This is a genomic window from Cupriavidus sp. 01L45 (genome assembly GCF_056399885.1).
In genome coordinates this window covers 125,899-145,212 of the sequence record NZ_JBFTSG010000012.1, presented here as the reverse complement: position 1 = coordinate 145,212, position 19,314 = coordinate 125,899, and the positions used below count along the sequence as shown (strand labels likewise).

Sequence of the window (19,314 nt, the reverse complement as noted above, 5' to 3'; positions counted from 1 at the left end):
CCTTCCATGACCGGCTTGGAAGCCGCCGGACCGATGTCGCCCAGGCCCAGCACGGCGGTGCCGTTGGTGATCACGCCGACCAGGTTGCCGCGCGCGGTGTAGCGGAAGGAATTGGCCGGATCGACCACGATTTCCTCGCACGCGGCGGCGACGCCCGGCGAGTAGGCCAGCGCCAGGTCACGCTGGTTGGACAACGGCTTGGTCGGCGTGACCGAGATCTTGCCCGGCGTCGGAAACTCGTGATATTCCAGGGCAGCTTTGCGCAGCGCCTCACGCTGCTGCTGCTTCAGGTCTTCTGGGGGCGTGGGCTGCTGGGGACTGGTCATCGGCGCATCTTCCGGTCGGTGGAGCCGTTATTGACGTTACTGGAAACGAAATGGCGGGCCGGCTCCACGTACCCGCGGTCTCTTCCTCTGGAACCCCGCATTTTATATTGTGAAATATTATTTCACAATAAGCGTTTTGCGCGGAGCACCTTTGCGTTTCGGTACAATATGCCGCAAGCCGCCAGGGCTGACCAGCAGGGCGAAACCCGCCCCGGCGCGGTCCTGGAGCCGGGATGTGAGTCACGCCGGCGAGCTGCCGCACCGCATGACGCCAGCTTGCCACCGCAAGCCATTCGTGTGGCGGTATTACCCAGCCCTTCGCCGAATCTCCGCCGCCTCGAAACCTCCCCATGCCCGAAACCTCCAGCGCCCAGCTCTCCGAGTTCGACCTGATCCGCCGTTTCTTTACCCGGCCCGCGCACAAGGCCGTGCTGGGTGTGGGCGACGACTGCGCGCTGATCGAGGGGCGGCCCGGGCACCACCTGGCCATCAGCACCGACATGCTGGTCAGCGGACGCCACTTCTTCCCCGACGTGGCGCCGCGGGCGCTGGGCCACAAGGCGCTGGCCGTCAACCTGTCCGACCTGGCGGCCATGGGCGCGGAACCCCGCGCGTTCACGCTGGCGCTGGCCTTGCCCGAAGCCGATCCCGAGTGGCTGGCCGAACTGGCCGCGGGCATGCTGGAACTGGCCGATGCCCACGGCTGCGAGCTGATCGGCGGCGACACCACCCGCGGCCCCCTCACGCTAAGCCTGACGGTGTTCGGCGACGTGCCCGCGCACAAGGCGCTGCGACGCGATGCCGCGCGCCCCGGCGACGACATCTGGATCTCCGGCACACTCGGCGATGCCCGCCTGGCGCTGGGCGACTGCCGCGGCGAATGGCTGCTGCCCGAGCCCGATTTCACCGAGGTGCGCCCGCGCATGGAGACGCCGACGCCGCGCGTGGCGCTGGGCATGGCACTGCGCGGAGTGGCTCATGCCGCACTAGATATCTCCGACGGCCTGGTTGGCGATCTCGGCCATATCCTGGCACGCTCCCAGGTGGGCGCCCTGCTCAACGTCGATGCCCTGCCGCGCTCGGAGGTGATGGCCGGCCAACCCGAGGCGCGCCAGCTGGAATGCACGCTGGCCGGTGGCGATGACTACGAACTCTGCTTCACCGCGCCCGCCGGCACCCGCGATGCCGTCGCCGCCATCGGCGCGCGGCTGGGGCTGCCGCTGACGCGTGTCGGCGCCATCACCCCCGAACCCGGCTTGCGCCTGGTCAACGAGGACGGCGACCCGAGCGCTTACTCGGGCAGCAGCTTCGATCACTTCGCTTCCTCCTGACAAGCCAGCGTCCGCCGTGTCATCATGCAGCCATGCCGGGCGCCAGACCCTGCCCGGACCCGTTGTCCGGAAAAATCCCATCCGAACCATACGAGCCAATCCTTGATGTCCGCCTACCCGCCCGGGCCTTCCGCGCACGATCCCGCCCTGACCCTGGAAGCCGGCCAGGCCGCCAAGGTCCTGCGCCCCACGGCGCGCTTCATGCTCTCCCACCCCGCCCACCTGATCGCGCTGGGCTTCGGCTCCGGCCTGTCGCCGGTTGGCCCCGGCACGGTCGGCACCCTGTATGCGTGGCTGTCATACCTGGTGATCTCGATGTGGGTGCAGCCGGAGGCCTGGCTATGGCTGATCGCCGGCGGCTTCCTGCTAGGGCTGTGGGCCTGCGCCCGCACTGCGCGCGACATGGGCGTGCACGACCACGGCAGCATGGTCTGGGACGAAATCGTGGCGTTCTGGCTGGTCATGGCCTTTGTGATGCCGACCGGATTCTGGGGCCAGCTTGCGGCCTTCCTGTGGTTCCGCCTGTTCGATATCGCCAAGCCGGCGCCGATCGGGCATCTCGACCGCACGCTCAAGGGACCCGGCCTGCGCGGCGGTTTCGGCGTCATGTTCGACGATGTGATGGCCGCCTTTTACACGCTGCTGGTGTTCGCCCTGTGGCGTTCGCTGTAATCCGCACTTCCCGCAACCCTTACTGAATCCGCCATCATGTCCGTCAGCCGCTTGCTCGACCAGCTTGCCGTCCAGGTCGGTATTTCCCTGAACGAGAAGTCGCTGTTGCTCGCTACGGCGGAGTCCTGCACCGGCGGGCTCGTGGCCGCGGCCATTACGGATGTATCGGGTTCGTCAGGCTGGTTCGAGCGTGGCTTCGTCACCTACTCGAACGAAGCCAAGTCGACCATGCTGGGAGTGCCGGCCAAGCTGATCCGCGATCACGGCGCTGTCAGCGAGGAAGTGGCGCGCGCCATGGCCGAAGGTGCCCTGCTCAACAGCCGCGCCCAGGTGGCGCTGTCCATCACCGGCGTGGCCGGACCGACCGGCGGCACGCCGGAAAAGCCGGTTGGCATGGTTTGCTTCGGCTGGAGCAACCGCATCACCACCACGGTGGAAACGCAGCGCTTTCGCGGCGACCGCCAGCAGATCCGCCGCCAGGCCGCCGAGTACGCCATCCGCGGCCTGCTGGAACTGGTCCGCAACGAGGCCTGAGGCATGCAGCGGCCTGACGGCCGCCAACGATGCGGCGGTTCAGCCCTGGCGGTAGCGGTTGATGGTTTCGCGTGTCTGCAGCGCGACGTTGCGCGCGGCGCTGGCGAAATCCTTCTCGCGGCTGGCATAGAGGATGGCGCGCGAGGAATTGATCATCATGCCAGTGCCAGCGGCAGTACGCCCGGCGCGAACGGTAGCCTCGATATCGCCGCCCTGGGCACCGATGCCCGGGATCAGCAGCGGCATGTCGCCCACGATCTCTCGCACCTTGGCAATCTCCGCGGGGAAGGTCGCCCCCACTACCAGCGACATCTGGCCGTTGGTATTCCAGCGCGTGGCGGCCGCTTCGGCCACCACCTGGTACACGGGCTTGCCGTTCACCGGCAGGAACTGCACATCCGAGCCGCCAGGATTTGAGGTGCGGCACAGCACGATCACGCCGCGATCGGGATAAGCCAGGTAGGGCTCCATCGAATCCAGGCCCATGTACGGATTGACCGTGACCGCATCGGCACGGTAGCGCTCGAAGGCTTCGATGGCGTATTGCTGCGCGGTCGAGCCGATATCTCCGCGCTTGGCGTCCAGGATCACGGGAATTCCGGGGTGGGCGTCATGGATATAGGCGATCAGCTGCTCAAGCTGGTCTTCGGCCCGCTGCGCCGCAAAATAGGCAATCTGCGGCTTGAAGGCGCAGACCAGGTCGGCGGTGGCGTCAACGATCTCGCGGCAGAAGGAGAAAATGGCGCCGCCCGCGCCCGTCATCGACAGGGGCAGCTTGCCGGGATCGGGGTCGAGCCCGACGCATAGGAGGGAATCGTTGCGCTGCCAGGCTGCAGCCAACTGCTCGGTGAATGTCATGGAATGCTCGCTAATCTGGGTCGGCCGCATCGGCTGCGCGCCGAGCCCTGTGGGCCGGGTCGGCGCTCCCCCGCGGCAACAGTCGTTCTGCGATTTTACCCGTTGCGTGCTATCTTCTGCCGTTCTTCCTCGATACAAAGAGCGGCGTCGCACACAGCCGCCACCCCGCCATGTCTCTCGACCGCCGCAGCCTGGTGCTGCTCGTCATCCTCACACTCGCCTGGGGCATCAACTGGCCCATCATGAAACTCGGCGTGGCGCAGTTCCCGGCCATGGGATTCCGTCTGCTCTGCATGGCCGGCGGCGTGCTGGCGCTGGGGCTGGCCTTGCGCCTGCGCGGCGAATCGCTGCGGGTCCCGGCGGGGCAGTGGCCGACCGTGATCAAGCTGGCGATACCCAACATGGTGTTCTGGCATCTGCTGGCGATCTGCGCCGTCAAGATGCTGTCTTCCGGGCGCGCCGCCATCCTTGGCTACACCATGCCGATCTGGGCCGTGGTCTGGGGCCTGGTGCTGTTCCGCGAACGCATTGGCGCCGCCGCCTGGATCGGCATCGCCTGCGCGCTGGCCGGCACCGCGCTGCTGCTGTCGGGCGAGATCGCGGCGCTGACCGGCAGCCCGGGCGGCACCCTGCTGATGCTGGGCGCCGCGGCCGGCTGGGGCCTGGGCACGCAGATGATGAAGCGCAGCAAGATCGAAATGCCGATCGGCGTGCTGACCTTCTGGATGCTGGTGGTCACGCTGCCCTTCCTGCTGCTCGGCACGCTGCTGCTCGAGCACGGCTGGCGCCTGCCCAATGCCGTGGAGTGGGGGGCGATCGCCTATAACGCGGTAGTGGTGTTCGCCTACTGCCATCTCGTCTGGTTCATGCTGGCGCGCAGCCTGCCGCCGGTGGTGTCGAGCCTGTCGATGATGTTCATCCCGGTGGTCGGTGTGTTCTCGGGCATGTGGATGCTGGGCGAGCAGCCGCACTGGCAGGACTATGCCGCGATCGTGCTGATGTTCGCCGCCATGGCCTCGGTGCTGCTGGTGCCGCTGTTGCGCCGCTGGCGCCGGAGCGCGCGGGCGGCATGACGGCAACACTGTGCGCCGGGGCCTGCATTCACCCAGATTTCACTTAACAAGCCCCCCTCGTTGGGCTACACTCGCGGCCATCATAATCCCGGAGAAACTACGTGGGCAGTAGCATCGGGTGTTCGTGTTGCCGCAGCCAGATTGCGATCGCACCGAATGCCATGTCACTGCGGGCTGCGTAACGACGACCGCCGGAGCCGGACCATCCCGCTCCACCGCCTCGTCGGACTCGCCCGCAGCACATACTGCGGGTGAGTGTTCTTCCGTGCCCCTGACGGCCGCCGCCGCGCGCGCCGCTTCGTCCCGGACTTTCCCTCTCCCGGCTTGCCAGCCATGAACGGCAAACGCCATCGCCTTGCACGCTCGCAAAAGCGCGCAGCGCGATCACGCTTGCCAGCGGGCTCATGCTTCGCCATTGCGCGCGAAGCGTGAGTTCGCCCGGGGCCGGCCAAGCCTAGCCTGCGCGTTTCTTCGCCAAACGCAACAAGGAAGCCCTGGGATGATCAACCTGTTCGTCCTGCAGAAAGGCCGGCTCGCACAGGAGCAGGTCGACGATCGCAATGAACTTCTGCAGCACAAGCCGATCTGGATCGACGTCATCAGCCCCGATGAAGAAGAACTCGCCTGGATCAAGGAAGCGTACGGCGTAGCCCTGCCGGAACTGGAAGACCTGGGCGACCTGGAAGCCTCGGCCCGCTACTTCGAGGGCGAAGACGAGAACATCCATATCCGCACCGACTTCCTGCTCGATGAGGAAGAGATCTCGCGCAACGTGCGCGTGGCGTTCGTGCTGACCCGCGACGTGCTGTTCTCCATCCACGACGAAGACCTGCCGGTGTTCCGGCTGGTGCGGTTGCGCGCGCGCATGCGGCCGGGTTCGGTGCGCAACGCCAAGGATGTGCTGATGGATCTGTACGCCACCGATGCGGAATACTCGGCGGACTCCATCGAGGAAGTCTACGAACGGCTGGAGGAAGCCAGCAAGCGCGTGCTGGCCGAAAACGTGACCGATGCCGCCGCCGCCGACGTGCTGGAAACCATCGCCCGCGAGGAAGACCTGAACGGCCGCATCCGCCGCAACGTCATGGATACGCGCCGCGCGGTCTCCTTCCTGATGCGCAGCCAGTTGCTGTCGGCCGAGCAGCAGGACGAAGCCCGCCAGATCCTGCGCGATATCGACTCCATCGAGAACCACACCGCGTTCCTGTTCGACAAGATCAACTTCCTGATGGATGCCACGGTCGGCTTCATCAACATCAACCAGAACAAGATCATCAAGCTGTTCTCGGTGGTGTCGGTGGCGCTGATGCCGCCCACGCTGATCGCCAGCATCTACGGCATGAACTTCAAGCTGATGCCGGAACTGGACTGGTCCGCGGGCTATCCGTGGGCGATCGGGCTGATGGCGGTGTCGGCGGCGATTCCGCTGGTGTATTTCAAGCGCAAAGGCTGGCTGAGCTAAGTGGCGGCGCGGCTGCCGCCGCGCTCAGCTCAGTCCGGCAGCGTGGCCGCGCCCATGCGGCGCGCGATGATATTGGCCTTGGCCTTGAAGTTCACGCGCACATTGGCGCAGTACTGCTTCTTGTCGAAGCACTTCGGCGCCGGCAGCGCGGCGGCCAGGCGCGCTGCCTGGCCCACGCTGAGCCTGGCCGCGCTGGTCTTGAAGTAGTGCTGGGCAGCGGCCTCGACCCCGAATACACCTTCGCCCCACTCCACTGAATTCAGGTAGATCTCGAAGATGCGTTGCTTGTCGAGCCAGAACTCGAGCATCCAGGTAATGGCCAGTTCCTGCCCCTTGCGCAGGTAATGCTGCTCTGATGAGAGAAAAAGGTTCTTCGCCAGTTGCTGGGTAATGGTGGAGCCGCCGCGCACGATGTGGCCGCGCTTCTTGTTGCGCTCCCACGCTTCGAGCATGGCGTCGAGTTCGTAGCCGGGATGGTTGACGAAATCGGCGTCCTCGCTGGCGATCACCGCGCGCTTGAGGCTGCGCGAGATATCGTCATAGCCGACCCAGCGGCGGTCCACCTGGCAGCTCCAGAATTGAAAGCCGCACAGCCGCCACTGCTCGGCCCGCATGAACGCCGTGGACGACGGGTTCACGTATTGCCAGGCAGCGATCTGCAGGAAGAAATAGACCTGCATGGCCAGCACGCCGGCGATCAGCGTGCCGAGCAGGTAGGCGAGCCAGCGCAGCGGCTTCAGACCGCCGCCGCGCGTGGCAGGCCCCGAACGGTCGGTACGCTTGCGCTCAGCCATGTTCGATGCCTGCAGGCCGCAGCGCCGCGCTCAACGCGCGGCTTCGGCCTGGAGTTCGGCGCGCAGCGCTGCCAGCACGGGGGCGGTGGCAGGCCGCACGCCGCGCCAGTTGTAGAAGGCTTCGGCGGCCTGCTCGACCAGCATGCCCAGCCCATCCGCGGTGCGCGCGCCGCATTGGGCGGCGAACTTCAGGAACACCGTGGGCTCGGCGCCGTACATCATGTCGTAGGCGAGCACATCCTTGCCCAGCAGTTCCGCCGGCACCGGCGGCAGTTCGCCCTGCAGGCTGCTGCTGGTGGCATTGATCACCACGTCGCAGGCGTCGTCCTCGGACAAACCCGCGAGCGCGTCGAAGCCGCCGCCCCACAATTCCACGCCGTACTCGTCGGCCTGCTGAGCCACGTTTTCCAGGATGTCACTGGCGCGCTGGGGTGTGCGGTTAGCCACCACGATGCGATCGGGCCGGCAGGCAATCAGCGGCAGCATGGCGCCCATGGCCGCGCCGCCGGCGCCCAGCAACAGGATGCGCTTGCCTTCGAGCAAGGTATCGAGATTGATCTCGATGTCCCGCGTGAGGCCGACGCCGTCGGTGTTGTCGCCATGGATCACGCCGTCCTCGATCCACATGGTATTGACCGCGCCGGCGCTTTCGGCGCGCGGCGTCAGGCGCTCCGCCAGGTCATAGGCTTCGAGCTTGAAGGGCACTGTCACGTTCAGGCCGTGGCCACCACCCTCGAAGAAGGCACGCACGGTGGCAACGAATCCGTCCAGCGGCGCCAGCAGGCGCTCGTACTCGACGGCCTCGCCGGTCTGCTGCGCGAAAGCGGCATGGATGGCGGGCGAGCGGCTGTGTGCGATGGGATTGCCGATCACCACATAGCGGTCGGCCTGGGTCTGGGATTGCATAGTCGTAGTAGAGGACATCATCGGGCCTGTAAGCGAGTTTCCAGCCCACTGCGCGAAAACTTGAAGGTGGAGATGACTTCGAGAATATCCTGGCGCGCCTGCATCTGCGCTGAGAACTGGCCAAACGGCGCCGCGGCCCGCACGATCGCCACCGCCTGGCGGTCCAGCGCGGGATCGCCCGAGCTCTTGACCACGTCGATGGCATCGATGTTGTAGCCGTCGCGGTTATAGCCGAGCTTGCCCTGCCGGTTGACGTTGATCACCAGGATCAGTTGCCCGTACAGCGGCTTGCCGTTGCGCTGGGGAAAATCGGTGGTGCCGCGCGCCTCGATCTTCTGGCGCAGGCGGTCGTAGTACTGCGCATATTCCACTTCCTGCGCGCTGGTGGCGGTGAGCTGATAGCGCTTGGGACGCTTGGCGTATTGCTCGAGGTTGCGGCCGATCTCGGCTTCGAGCTTGGCCATCTCATCGAGCGAGGTACGTTCGTCCTGCCCGCGCAGTGGATGCTCCATGCGCTGCTGGCCGGGCTTGAGCGGCTGGCTGTGCACGGACGGCGCGGCTTCGCGCGACTGCGTCATCAGGCGCTGCTGCTCCTGCTCCATCTGCTCCACGCGGCGCTGCATCTGGCGCACCAGGTCGCCGTCCTTGGTGACGGTCTGGGCCGGCAGTGGCGTGGTCGCGCGCTGCTGGTCCTGCTCGCCGCCACCGTCGAGGTTGGCCTGGGCCAGCACGGTGGGATTCTGCGGACGCTGCGCCGACTTGGAATTGACCAGCACCACGTCGAGCGCGGCATCGGTGCGCTTGATCTCGAACGCCTCCGGCGCCACCACGCGCACGGTCAGTAGCAGAACATGGGCAAGCACCGAGACGACCAGCGCCTTGGCCATCGTGCTGCTGGCGTTCCACCACTGGCGGGGAGAAAAAGCGGCTTTCACGATGGGCGGGACGTTGGCTGGACGGCGTCGATGGGACAAGACCGGGGCCGGGGTCGGTCGGACCCCGGTTCAGACTGCGATTGTAAGGGAGCGCCTCGTTTTTTCCGAGAACCTCAGCCCGCGCCGCCGGCGCCGGTGTCGCGTGTCTCCGACGAAGCGCCTTCGCTTGTGGCACCTTCGGCACTCGCGGCGTCGCCCTCGGCGCTGCCTTCCGCGGCCACGCCCTCGGCGGCGGCTTCGGCTACCTCCTCGGCGGCAGCTTCGGCCGACACTTCGCTGGCTTCGTCGTCGCCTTCCAGTTCTTCCGACGGCAATTCGCCTTCGCCGGCAAAGATCTCCAGGACCCGGCACGACACCTCCAGCGAGATTTCGTCGGTTGCGCCGATTTCCAGCAGCACCTGGGTTCCGCGCGAGGCCTGGACCAGTTCGGGCACGCGCGTGACCAGCGGGATCTCGGCAAAGCGCACCGCGCCTTCCTTGAGCACCGAGCCCATCAGGCGTTCGCGCTTTTCCTGTTGCAGCCAGCGCAGGCACCAGTAGCGTTCCATGGTCGACTGGTGATCGGCATAAGCGGCGTAGGTGCCTTCGAAGTCGGCTACGGCAGCCAGCAGGTCGGAGTCCTTGGGCTTGAACGGCGCCACCAGCTTGGCCGTGATCCCATGCTGGGCCACCGCCAGGATCTGCCACTGGTTGACCAGGTCGACATAGCGCCGCAGCGGCGAAGTGCTCCAGGCGTACTGCGCCACGCCCAGCCCTTCATGCGGGGCCGGATAGGTCTGCATGCGGGTGCGGTGCATGCCCCAGGCCTTCTGCGTGCGGTAGATGCCCGGCACGCCGTGGTCTGCGAGCAGCTTGCCCCAGGTGCTGTTGGCCAGGATCATCAGTTCGGCCACGATCTTGTCGAGCGGAGAGCCGCGCCGGCGCTGCTCGATGCGCACTCGCTCGCCGCCGTCGGCCAGTTCGTCGAGGTAGAAGTTGTAGTCGGCGCGGTTGTGCGACTCGGGCCGCAGCCCGCTCGCCAGGCGCGCCTTCTGGCGTTCATCGTGCAGCCATCCGGAGAAGTGCCACAGCTGGGTCAGCGCCTCGCGGAACGGGTAGTCGCCGGTGCCCGCGGCAAGCGCGGCCTCGGTCACCACGTCCTCAAGCAGGTTGTGGCGCAGGTTGGCCGCGATCATGACCATTTCGGCACGGGTCTCGCTGCTGACGATGGCTTGCTGGGCCGGATCGTAGACCACGTACAGCGACAAGGCCGGGCACTCGCGCCCTTCCTGCAACGTGTAGCGCTCCACCACGTCGTCGGGCAGCATGGTGATCTTGTCGCCGGGGAAATACACGGTCGACAAGCGCTGGCGCGCCACGGCATCGAGCGGCTCGCCACGGCGGATGCCGAGGCCGGGGGCCGCGATATGGATGCCCACGCGGATCTGGCCACCGTCGAGCGGCGTGACCGACAGCGCATCGTCGATCTCGGTGGTAGTGACGTCGTCGATGGAAAACGCCTCCACCTCCGCGCGCGGCAGGTCGCCGACGGGTTCCGGCACGGGCACGTCGGGAAAGCCCGTGCCCTTGGGAAAGCATTCGGAGAGGAATTTGGCCTCATGCAGCGCGCGCGGGCTGGCAATGCCGCCCACTGCCACCATCAGCCGCATCGGCGACATGCCAAGCGCGGTGCAGGCGGCGTCCATCGCCTTGTATTCGAGGCTGTTCTTGTCGGGCTTGAACAGCAGTTGCAGTGCCTTGCCGCGGAAGGCGTCGGGCAACGTCATGGCCTTGAGCTGGGCTTCGTACTCGGCCTGCACCAGGGCTTGCTGCTTCTTGCGCTCGAGCGCGGCGAGCGCAGCCTTCAACTGGTCTTCCGGCGCGCGCTGGTAGCGCCCGCGGCCCTTGCGGCGGAAATACACGGGATTGCCGTGCAGCGTCTGCGCCAGCGCAGCTTGCTGCACCACGCTCGCACCCGCACCGTAGTATTCGGTCGCCAGGTCGACAAAGCCGAATTCTTCTTCCGACGCGCATTCCCACAGGAATTCCAGGTCGACCTCGCCGGCCAGCTCGGCGGTCTGGCGCACCAGCTCGATCGCCGACGGCTGCGCGAATTGCAACAGTACGTCACGCGACTTGACCTTGGTGCGCTTGCCCGCGGGCAGCTCCACCTGGTACGACTCGCCCTGCTGGGTCAGCACGGTGCCGGCGCGAATCTCGCCGCCTTCTTCGAACAGCAACTGCATGGATCGGTACTTTCAGAAATGCCGGGAACCGTTCTGGAAAACAAGCGCCCTGGCGCCTTGTAACGCCTGTGGGAACGGCCCGGTGAGGGAAATGGTGCAAGGCCGCCCTCAGGCGAGACGGCAACCGGACCTGAGATGATACCGCACCGCGCCGGCCGCAAGCCCGGCGCGGGTCAAGCTGTTACAGCGACATGCCGCCGCTGGCCTCGATCGCCACGCCATTGACGTAGCTAGCGTCGTCGCTGGCCAGGAAGGTATAGATGCTGGCGATTTCCGCCGGTTCGGCCAGCCGGCGCAGCCAGCAGGACGATTTCATGCCGTCGAGCACCTTCTCCGGCACGGTCTGCAGGATCTCGGTCGCGACGAAGCCCGGGCAAACCGCGTTGACGCGCACGCCCTTCGGACCCAGCTCGCGCGCCCACGTCTTGGTAAAGCCGATCACGCCGAATTTGCTGGCCGCATAGTTGGTCTGGCCGAAGTTGCCGTACAGGCCCACCACACTAGATGCATTAAGGATCACACCGCTGCCCTGTTCGGTCATGATCGAAGCCACCGCCTGCGCGCAATTGAATACGCCCTTGAGGTTGACGTCGATAACCGCGTCGAACTGAGCCTCGCTCATCTTGGCCAGCCGCGCATCCTTGGTGATGCCGGCGTTGTTGACGAGGATGTCGATGCGGCCGTGTTTGGCGAGCGTGGCCGCGACCATGGCGTCCACTTCGTCGCGGCGCGTCACATCGACCTTGAAGGCACTGACGGTGGCACCCGTCGCGGCGAGGGTCCCGGCGGCGGCACGCACGCGCTCGTCCTTCACGTCGCAAAGCACCACCAGCGCGCCTTCTGCGGCAAAGCGCTGCGCGGTGGCAAAGCCGATGCCGGCGGCAGCGCCGGTGATGATGGCAACACGTCCCTGCAATTTCATGATGTTGGTCTCTTCTTCTTGGTAGTGGTCGTGGGATGTTCTTGCTTTGGATGGGTACTTGCGAGCTACTGGTCCGAACCGCCCTGATCGGACGCGGGCGCATTCGGGCTTTCCGGCGCGGGCCGCTGCCGCAGGTCCGGCAGGAATACCTCGGTCACCAGCATGACCCCGCCGCCGCGCCGGAAGACCGAGCGCCGCGCCGGCAACATGGAGGACGGCGGCGGTTCGCGCATCGCCGGGACCGCCTGCTCCAGCCGGCGCCGCAACGGGTGATGCGGCAACAAGCGCGCAAATGCGAACGGCTCGCGCAGCACGCGGGGATCGACAAACAGTGCACCGCCCAGGGGTCGCTCGCCCAAGCCGCGCAGGAACGGCCAGTCGCGCCGGGCATGGTCGGGTTTCACCACCGTATGGGCAAAGATGGCCGGGACGCCATCGCAGACCAGCAGTACCTCCCGCGCCAGCGCGCGATGGCGCGCTGGCAGGCCCAGCGCCTGCCATTCGTCGGCCAGGGCAAGCTCCATGCGCTGCGCCAGGCAACGCACCCGGAACCGGCTCGACGCCGCCACCAGCCGTGCAGTCAGCGAGCCGTCACCAATGACCCAGCGGCGCAGGTTCGCGCTGATGGCGGGATCTTCGGGTAAATGGGAGTGCCAACCGCTGCGGCGCACATGCGCCCCGCTCATACCGCGCTCATGCCTGCGGCTCCAGGTTGGCCGGGCTGATCTGTCCAGCGGGACCATAGCCGCAGAAGGCCAGGACTTGGTCGACGTAGCCGGCGAATTCGCTGATGCCGTGGTCGCTGCCCTCAATGACGCGCGTATGCGCGCCGGGGAACGCCGCCAGCATCTCGCGATAGTCCAGCACCTCGTCGCCGGTGGCGGCCATGAGGAAATAGCGCTCCGGCCGGGTGATGGCTTCGACCCGCAACGCCAGTAGTTCGTCCAGATGATGTCGTTCCACGCGCACCGAACCTCCGCCATGCCAGAGCGGCTGGTCGCCCAGGTAGCGCTCGAGGTCGGTCCACGGATGCACCGCCGGATTAAGCAGCACCGCGCGGCAGCCGTGGCGCTCGGCCAGCCGGCGGGCATAGAAACCGCCCAGCGAAGACCCGACGATGGTGAGCGGCTGCGCGCCGCCCGCCTGGGATGCCGCGATCGCCGCTTCCGCCTGGGCGATGGCCGCCGCCGGCGACACATTCAGCACGGGGCAGGCGTAATGGCGGCCAACGCCCCATTCGCGCATGCGCTCCTGGATCAGCCGCGCCTTGAACGACTGCGGCGAGGAGCGAAAACCGTGCAGGTACAACAACATGCCGGCCCCCGCTCAGGCTGTGGCGCCGGCAGCGAAGGCATCCAGCAGCTTCTGGTGCACGCCGCCGAAACCGCCGTTGCTCATCACCAGCACGTGGTCGCCAGGGCGCGCCGCGGCGCGCACCGCCCGCACCAGCGCGGGAAGATCGCTGAAGGCGGCAGCCCGCTCGCCCAGCGGCGCCAGTGATTCGGCCAGGTCCCAGCCCAGGGCATCCTTGCCGCTGGCCGCGCCGTAGCCGAATACGAGGTCGGCCGCCTCCAGGCTGGCCGGCAGTTGCGCCTTCATGACGCCCAGCTTCATGGTGTTCGAGCGCGGCTCCAGCACGGCCAGGATGCGCGCCCCGCCAACCCGCTTGCGCAGGCCGTCGAGCGTGGTCTGGATCGCGGTGGGATGGTGAGCAAAGTCGTCATAGACCGTGATGCCGTCGACCACGCCCCGCACTTCCATGCGGCGCTTCACATTGGCAAAGCGCGACAGGGAATCGATCGCCTGGGCCGGCGGCACGCCCACATGCCTTGCCGCCGCGATCGCAGCCAGCGCGTTCAGGCGGTTATGCGTGCCCTGCAAGTCCCAGGTGAGCCGTCCCTGCAGTGCCTCGCCGAACCAGACATCGAAGCTGTCTTGCGCCGCGCCGCCAGTGGCGCCGGCAGGCTCCCCGGCACGCCAGTCGCCCATGCCGAACTGCTCCGTCTCGCTCCAGCAGCCCCGCTCCAGCACGCGCGCCAGACTCTCTTCCGCCCCGTTGACGATCAGGCGGCCCTGCTCCGGCACGGTTCGCACGAGGTGGTGGAACTGGGTCTCGATCGCGGCAAGATCCGGGAAGATGTCGGCGTGATCGTATTCCAGGTTATTCAGGATGGCCGTGCGCGGACGGTAGTGGACAAACTTGCTGCGCTTGTCGAAGAACGCCGTATCGTATTCATCGGCTTCGATCACGAAGAAATCGGACTCGGTCACGCGCGCCGACACCCCAAAGTTCTGGGGCACGCCGCCAACCAGGAAACCCGGGTTGTAGCCCGCACCCTCCAGGATCCAGGCCAGCATGGAAGTCGTTGTGGTCTTGCCGTGGGTTCCCGCCACCGCGAGCGTCCATTTGCCGCGCAGCACATGCTCGCCCAGCCACTGCGGGCCGGATGTATAGGGCAGGTTGCGGTTGAGGATGGCTTCCATCAGCGGATTACCGCGCGAGACCACATTGCCGATCACGAACAGATCCGGCGCCAGCGCCAGTTGGCTCGGATCGAAGCCCTCGATCAGTTCGATGCCCTGGGCCTCGAGCTGCGTGCTCATGGGCGGATAGACATTGGCATCGCAACCGGTCACGCGGTGGCCAGCCTGCTTGGCCAGTACGGCAAGGCCGCCCATGAATGTGCCGCAGATACCGAGGATGTGAATATGCATGGGATTTGGGATTCGGCGGGCCTGGGCGGCCGGGCCTGTGGCTTCTGAATGAGGGGGAATTGTACCTGAGGGGGGCAGGGGGAATCCCGAGGGATGCCTGCGGCACCGGGCGGAAATCCACTTCCGCAGGGTGCCCAGCGAGCCCCGGAAGCCGTTCGGTTCGAGCCGTGCAACCCGCCCCGGAAGGTCGCTCCCCGCAGGGGGAGCCGTCTTTGACTTTGAAGTTAAACCGCTAAAGCTGGCTTTAACGGGAAATCCGCCAGCCAACGGAATCTCAAGCCTCCCAGCCCACTCTAAGAAACCAAACCCCGCTCGGGGCGCTTCCCCCAATCCCTCCGGTATCATCTCCACATGCCCCGCCGCCCCACCCTGGACCCCATCCGCCTGCGCGAAGAAATTGCGCAGGCCGCCGCCCGCATGATCGCGGAAGACGGTGCCGACTACGCCACCGCCAAGCGCAAGGCCGCGCGCCAGTTGCTGGGCGACATCCGCGTAACCGGCGAGTGGCTCCCCGACAACGAGATGGTCGAGGCCGAGGTCCGCGCCTACCAGGCGCTGTTCCATTCGGACAGCCAGCCGCGCGTGCTGGCGCTCCTGCGCCGCCTGGCCATACTGGTCATGAGTGACCTGGCCGCATTCCGCCCCTACCTGGCCGGGGCGGTACTCAACGGCACTGCCACCGAGCATTCGGACGTCTACCTCCAGTGCTTCTGCGACAGCCCCAAGGACCTCACCCTCCACCTGCTCAACGCCGGTGTCGATTTCGATACCAGCGAAAGCCGGCACTTTGCCGGCCGTGGCGAGGTCGAGACCTTGAGCTTCCTCTGGAAGGGCCAGTGGCCCACCCAGAGGGAGGCGCGGCTGCTGGCGGGGGAAATCCGCGCCGAGCTTGGCCAGCCCGTTGGCATTCATATAGCGCTGTATGATGCGGATGATGAACGTGGCGCGGTCCGGGCAGATGCCGGCGGCCGCGTTGCCCGTGCCGACCTGAGCGCCGTGCAGGCACTCGCGGCGGCGGCCGCGTCCGACACGCCCGACACGCCCGAAGCAGCCTGAGCACCCGAACGGCGTGGTGCCTTCCGTTCCGCCCCGGGCCTTTTCTGCCATCTATCAGCCGCTAACTTCCTGCTGCCATGCCCCCTTCCAATAGCACTTCCGTCCGCCGCAGCCGCCTCTGGGTCTGGCTCGCCGTTGCTGTCGTCGCTGCCGCTGCCGGCGCACTGGCCGGTCATTATGTGTTCTCGCCCAAGCCAGCATCCGACGAGGCGGTGGAGGCGTTCCTGCGTACGCAACTGCCTGACCCGACCGGCGCGCAGGTCGATTTCGCGAAGTTGCGGGGCAAAACCGTAGTTGTGAACTTTTGGGCACCCTGGTGCGGGCCATGCGTCGAGGAGATGCCCGACCTGACCGCGCTGCACAAGGAGTACTCGGGGCGCAAGGTGGAATTTGTCGGCATCGGCATCGATTCGGCCAACAATATCCAGCAGTTCATCCAGAAAGTGCCGGTCTCTTACCCGCTGGTGGTGGCGGGCTTTGCCGGTACGGAGTTGTCGCGTAATTTCGGCAATGCCGCCGGCGGGCTGCCCTATACAGTGATCATTGCGCCCGACGGCACGGTCAGCTACCGCAAAATGGGCAGGGTTTCCCCTGATGAGCTGCGCGCCGCGCTGCCTCGCGGCTAGGCATAAGATTCTTGATTTGGGGCCATTTTCATCTAATCTTTAGCGATCATCAGGCAAATTAACCGATTTCCGATGGCACAGATCGAAAGTGCCGGATCAGACCAAAAAACTCGCCCGCCTGGAAGCTGCCTATGTCTGCGCTGCTAGACAAATCACTCTAAGCTACGGTAATCTCCGCGCAATTTCGTTGAAATGGTCGAGCCGCCGTGATCGATACGCCTCCCGAACGCCGCTCCGCCCGCTACCGCAAGGTGCTGGTCCTGCATGGACCTAACCTGAACCTGCTGGGCACGCGCGAACCGGAAACCTATGGACACACGAAACTGGTCGATATCGACTTTGCTCTTGCACAGCGCGCAAGGCAGGCCAATATCGCCCTGGCTACGTTCCAGTCCAACCACGAGGGGGCACTGGTCGATCGTATCCATGCAGCGCGCGACGAGGGCGTTGACTTCATCATCATCAACCCGGCCGCCTACACGCATACCAGCGTGGCGTTGCGCGATGCGCTGGCCGGGGTGGCGATCCCTTTCGTGGAGGTCCACTTGTCGAACGTGCATCGGCGCGAGGACTTCCGTCACCACTCCTTTTTCTCGGATGTGGCGATCGGCGTGATCTGCGGACTTGGCTGGCAAGGCTACCTGCTGGCGCTGGACTATGCCCTCGGGCAGGAGCTGGAGCAGGCGCCCCTAAAGGCCTGACCCGGCCGCTTTATTTCATGACATTTACCGCGCCCCCGGCGCCTGTCACGTCCCCGCTGTCTCGCGCGGCGGACGTAGGCAGCCCGCCGGACGCATGAGTTTTTCCCGGACGAAGCCGCCAGAGCGGCAAGCCGGACAACCCGATTCAGGAGGATAGAAGATGGACCTGCGCAAGCTGAAGACGCTGATCGACCTGGTGGCCGAGTCCGGCATCTCCGAGCTGGAAGTCACCGAAGGCGAAGGCAAGGTGCGAATTGTCAAGGCACCGCCGCAGGTCATCGCCGCGCCGATGGCGATGCAACCGATGCAGGCACTGCCCCCGGCCGCCGGCCCCGCCGCGGCGCCCGTTGCCGGCGCCGAGCCGACCGCACCGCAACTGCCGGYTGGCCAYGTGGTGACSTCGCCGATGGTSGGCACCTTCTATCGCGCCCCSTCGCCGGGCGCCKCSSCSTTCGTCAACGTGGGCGATACCGTCAAGGAAGGCCAGACTGTCTGCATCATCGAAGCGATGAAGCTGCTCAACGAAATCGAGTCCGACAAGGCTGGCGTGATCAAGGAAATCCTGGTCGAGAATGGCCAGGCGGTGGAATACGGCCAGCCGCTCTTCATCATCGGCTGATACTGACCGGCATGCCGCGCCGCCCGCAGCCTGCGCCGGATGTTCCGGCCGACCGCGCCGGCGCAGGCGAACCGGACGTGCCGCACGGGCCTCGCCCCGGTGCCAGCTCCCCCGCCCGCACTCCGGCCACCGCGCCGGGGGCGCCATGATCCGCCGCGGTGGGACCGCCTTTCTCCTCGCAGAGAGTGACTATGTTTGAAAAAATTCTGATCGCGAATCGCGGTGAAATCGCCCTTCGCATCCAGCGCGCCTGCCGCGAGCTTGGCATCAAGACCGTAGTGGTGTATTCGGAAGCCGACAAGGAAGCCAAATACGTCAAGCTGGCCGACGAAGCCGTCTGTATCGGCCCGGCGCCTTCGCCGCTGTCCTACCTCAATATGCCGGCCATCATCTCGGCCGCCGAGGTGACCGACTCGCAAGCCATCCACCCAGGCTACGGCTTCCTGTCGGAAAACGCCGACTTCGCCGAACGCGTGGAAAAATCCGGCTTCGTCTTTATCGGCCCGACCTCGGAAAGCATCCGCCTGATGGGCGACAAGGTMTCGGCCAAGCAMGCCATGATCAAGTCCGGCGTGCCGTGCGTGCCGGGCTCCGAAGGCGCCCTGCCCGACGATCCCAAGGAAATCCTGGCGATCGCGCGCGCCGTCGGCTACCCGGTCATCATCAAGGCGGCGGGCGGCGGCGGTGGCCGCGGCATGCGCGTGGTGCACACTGAAGCGGCCCTGGTCAACGCGGTCAACATGACGCGCGAGGAAGCCGGCCGTGCCTTCGGCAACCCGGAGGTCTACATGGAGAAATTCCTGGAGAACCCCCGGCACGTCGAAATCCAGATCCTGGCCGACCAGCATCGCCAGGCGATCTGGCTGGGCGAGCGCGACTGCTCGATGCAGCGCCGCCACCAGAAGGTGATCGAGGAAGCGCCCGCGCCGCATATCCCGCGCCGCCTGATCGAGCGTATCGGCGACCGCTGCGCCGAGGCCTGCAAGAAGATCGGCTACCGTGGCGCCGGCACCTTCGAGTTCCTGTAYGAGAACAACGAGTTCTACTTCATCGAGATGAACACGCGCGTGCAGGTGGAGCACCCCGTCACCGAGATGATCACCGGCATCGACATCGTGCAGGAGCAGATCCGCATCGCCTTTGGCGAGAAGCTGCGCTGGCGCCAGAAGGACGTGCAACTGCGCGGCCACTCCATCGAATGCCGCATCAATGCCGAGGATCCGTTCAAGTTCACCCCGTCGCCCGGCCGCATCACCGCCTGGCACATGCCCGGCGGTCCCGGCGTGCGGGTCGACTCGCACGCGTATGATGGCTACTTTGTGCCGCCCAACTACGATTCGATGATTGGCAAGATCATCACCTACGGCGCTACCCGCGAGCAGGCCATTGCCCGCATGCGGATCGCGCTGTCGGAAATGGTGGTGGACGGCATCCAGACCAACGTACCGCTGCACCGCGAGCTGATGCTCGATGCCAACTTCGTCGAAGGCGGCACCAGCATTCACTATCTCGAACACCGCCTGGCCCAGAAGAACGTGGCCAAGGGCGGCAAGATCTGA

Annotated in this window: 19 protein-coding genes and 1 pseudogene; 10 read left to right on the top strand and 10 right to left on the bottom strand. The window is 66.1% G+C overall.

Features of this window, described 5'->3' with window-relative positions; all coding sequences use genetic code 11:
• A pseudogene (locus AC1DT6_RS10880) lies at window positions 1-326 on the bottom strand (NADP-dependent malic enzyme); the annotation flags it as partial.
• Window positions 327-676: 350 nt separating this feature from the next.
• Between AC1DT6_RS10880 and thiL the strand changes: the two are divergent.
• The 3 genes from thiL to AC1DT6_RS10865 all read left to right on the top strand — a co-directional run bounded on the left by thiL (window position 677) and on the right by AC1DT6_RS10865 (window position 2,863).
• Window positions 677-1,657: a thiamine-phosphate kinase gene (gene thiL / locus AC1DT6_RS10875; RefSeq protein ID WP_441635564.1), complete on the top strand. Its 981-nt coding sequence runs from the start codon at window positions 677-679 to the stop codon at window positions 1,655-1,657.
• A gap of 105 nt (window positions 1,658-1,762) precedes the next feature.
• Window positions 1,763-2,329 carry a phosphatidylglycerophosphatase A family protein gene (locus AC1DT6_RS10870; RefSeq protein WP_035875449.1) on the top strand — a complete coding sequence of 189 codons (567 nt, stop codon included), beginning with the start codon at window positions 1,763-1,765 and terminating at the stop codon, window positions 2,327-2,329.
• Between the two features lie 36 nt (window positions 2,330-2,365).
• Window positions 2,366-2,863, top strand: coding sequence for a CinA family protein (locus AC1DT6_RS10865; protein WP_035875451.1), 498 nt, complete (start codon window positions 2,366-2,368; stop codon window positions 2,861-2,863).
• Between the two features lie 39 nt (window positions 2,864-2,902).
• On the opposite strand, the gene pyrF is transcribed toward AC1DT6_RS10865, so the two are convergent.
• The gene (gene pyrF / locus AC1DT6_RS10860) at window positions 2,903-3,721 is read right to left on the bottom strand and encodes an orotidine-5'-phosphate decarboxylase (protein WP_441635561.1); all 819 of its coding nucleotides are present in this window, start codon (window positions 3,719-3,721) and stop codon (window positions 2,903-2,905) included.
• A gap of 170 nt (window positions 3,722-3,891) precedes the next feature.
• On the opposite strand from pyrF, the gene AC1DT6_RS10855 reads away from it, so the two are divergent.
• Complete coding sequence (locus tag AC1DT6_RS10855; protein ID WP_045237114.1) at window positions 3,892-4,794, top strand: DMT family transporter; 903 nt, start codon at window positions 3,892-3,894, stop codon at window positions 4,792-4,794.
• Between the two features lie 499 nt (window positions 4,795-5,293).
• Window positions 5,294-6,256, top strand: a complete 963-nt coding sequence (gene corA, locus AC1DT6_RS10850; RefSeq protein ID WP_035875456.1) for a magnesium/cobalt transporter CorA — start codon at window positions 5,294-5,296, stop codon at window positions 6,254-6,256.
• A gap of 29 nt (window positions 6,257-6,285) precedes the next feature.
• Here corA and mtgA read toward each other — a convergent pair whose 3' ends face one another.
• From mtgA to mpl, 8 genes are all read right to left on the bottom strand, one after another.
• The gene (gene mtgA, locus AC1DT6_RS10845) at window positions 6,286-6,987 is read right to left on the bottom strand and encodes a monofunctional biosynthetic peptidoglycan transglycosylase (protein WP_441635568.1); all 702 of its coding nucleotides are present in this window, start codon (window positions 6,985-6,987) and stop codon (window positions 6,286-6,288) included.
• A gap of 93 nt (window positions 6,988-7,080) precedes the next feature.
• The gene (gene aroE / locus AC1DT6_RS10840; protein ID WP_081862466.1) at window positions 7,081-7,974 is read right to left on the bottom strand and encodes a shikimate dehydrogenase; all 894 of its coding nucleotides are present in this window, start codon (window positions 7,972-7,974) and stop codon (window positions 7,081-7,083) included.
• Window positions 7,974-8,843, bottom strand: coding sequence for an energy transducer TonB (locus tag AC1DT6_RS10835; RefSeq protein ID WP_441635566.1), 870 nt, complete (start codon window positions 8,841-8,843; stop codon window positions 7,974-7,976). Before AC1DT6_RS10835 ends, aroE begins: the two co-directional genes overlap by 1 nt.
• Window positions 8,844-9,004: 161 nt before the next feature.
• Entirely contained in the window at window positions 9,005-11,116 is a 2,112-nt protein-coding gene (locus AC1DT6_RS10830; RefSeq protein ID WP_477114662.1) for a ribonuclease catalytic domain-containing protein, read from the bottom strand.
• A 181-nt stretch (window positions 11,117-11,297) separates the two neighbouring features.
• Entirely contained in the window at window positions 11,298-12,038 is a 741-nt protein-coding gene (gene fabG, locus AC1DT6_RS10825; protein WP_441635557.1) for a 3-oxoacyl-ACP reductase FabG, read from the bottom strand.
• A 65-nt stretch (window positions 12,039-12,103) separates the two neighbouring features.
• The gene (locus AC1DT6_RS10820) at window positions 12,104-12,724 is read right to left on the bottom strand and encodes a chorismate--pyruvate lyase family protein (RefSeq protein ID WP_441635555.1); all 621 of its coding nucleotides are present in this window, start codon (window positions 12,722-12,724) and stop codon (window positions 12,104-12,106) included.
• 7 nt (window positions 12,725-12,731) lie between these two features.
• Entirely contained in the window at window positions 12,732-13,352 is a 621-nt protein-coding gene (locus AC1DT6_RS10815; protein WP_441635553.1) for a YqiA/YcfP family alpha/beta fold hydrolase, read from the bottom strand.
• 12 nt (window positions 13,353-13,364) lie between these two features.
• Window positions 13,365-14,753 (bottom strand): UDP-N-acetylmuramate:L-alanyl-gamma-D-glutamyl-meso-diaminopimelate ligase, encoded by a 1,389-nt coding sequence (mpl, locus tag AC1DT6_RS10810; protein WP_441635551.1) that lies wholly within the window; start codon window positions 14,751-14,753, stop codon window positions 13,365-13,367.
• A gap of 351 nt (window positions 14,754-15,104) precedes the next feature.
• Here mpl and AC1DT6_RS10805 point away from each other — a divergent pair, with 351 nt between their 5' ends.
• From AC1DT6_RS10805 to accC, 5 genes are all read left to right on the top strand, one after another.
• Complete coding sequence (locus AC1DT6_RS10805) at window positions 15,105-15,809, top strand: UDP-N-acetylmuramate--alanine ligase (protein ID WP_441635549.1); 705 nt, start codon at window positions 15,105-15,107, stop codon at window positions 15,807-15,809.
• Window positions 15,810-15,886: 77 nt separating this feature from the next.
• Window positions 15,887-16,435 (top strand): TlpA family protein disulfide reductase, encoded by a 549-nt coding sequence (locus AC1DT6_RS10800; protein WP_441635547.1) that lies wholly within the window; start codon window positions 15,887-15,889, stop codon window positions 16,433-16,435.
• A 206-nt stretch (window positions 16,436-16,641) separates the two neighbouring features.
• Complete coding sequence (aroQ, locus tag AC1DT6_RS10795; RefSeq protein ID WP_441635545.1) at window positions 16,642-17,136, top strand: type II 3-dehydroquinate dehydratase; 495 nt, start codon at window positions 16,642-16,644, stop codon at window positions 17,134-17,136.
• A 160-nt stretch (window positions 17,137-17,296) separates the two neighbouring features.
• Entirely contained in the window at window positions 17,297-17,755 is a 459-nt protein-coding gene (gene accB, locus AC1DT6_RS10790) for an acetyl-CoA carboxylase biotin carboxyl carrier protein (RefSeq protein ID WP_477114661.1), read from the top strand.
• A gap of 191 nt (window positions 17,756-17,946) precedes the next feature.
• Complete coding sequence (accC, locus tag AC1DT6_RS10785) at window positions 17,947-19,314, top strand: acetyl-CoA carboxylase biotin carboxylase subunit (protein ID WP_477114660.1); 1,368 nt, start codon at window positions 17,947-17,949, stop codon at window positions 19,312-19,314.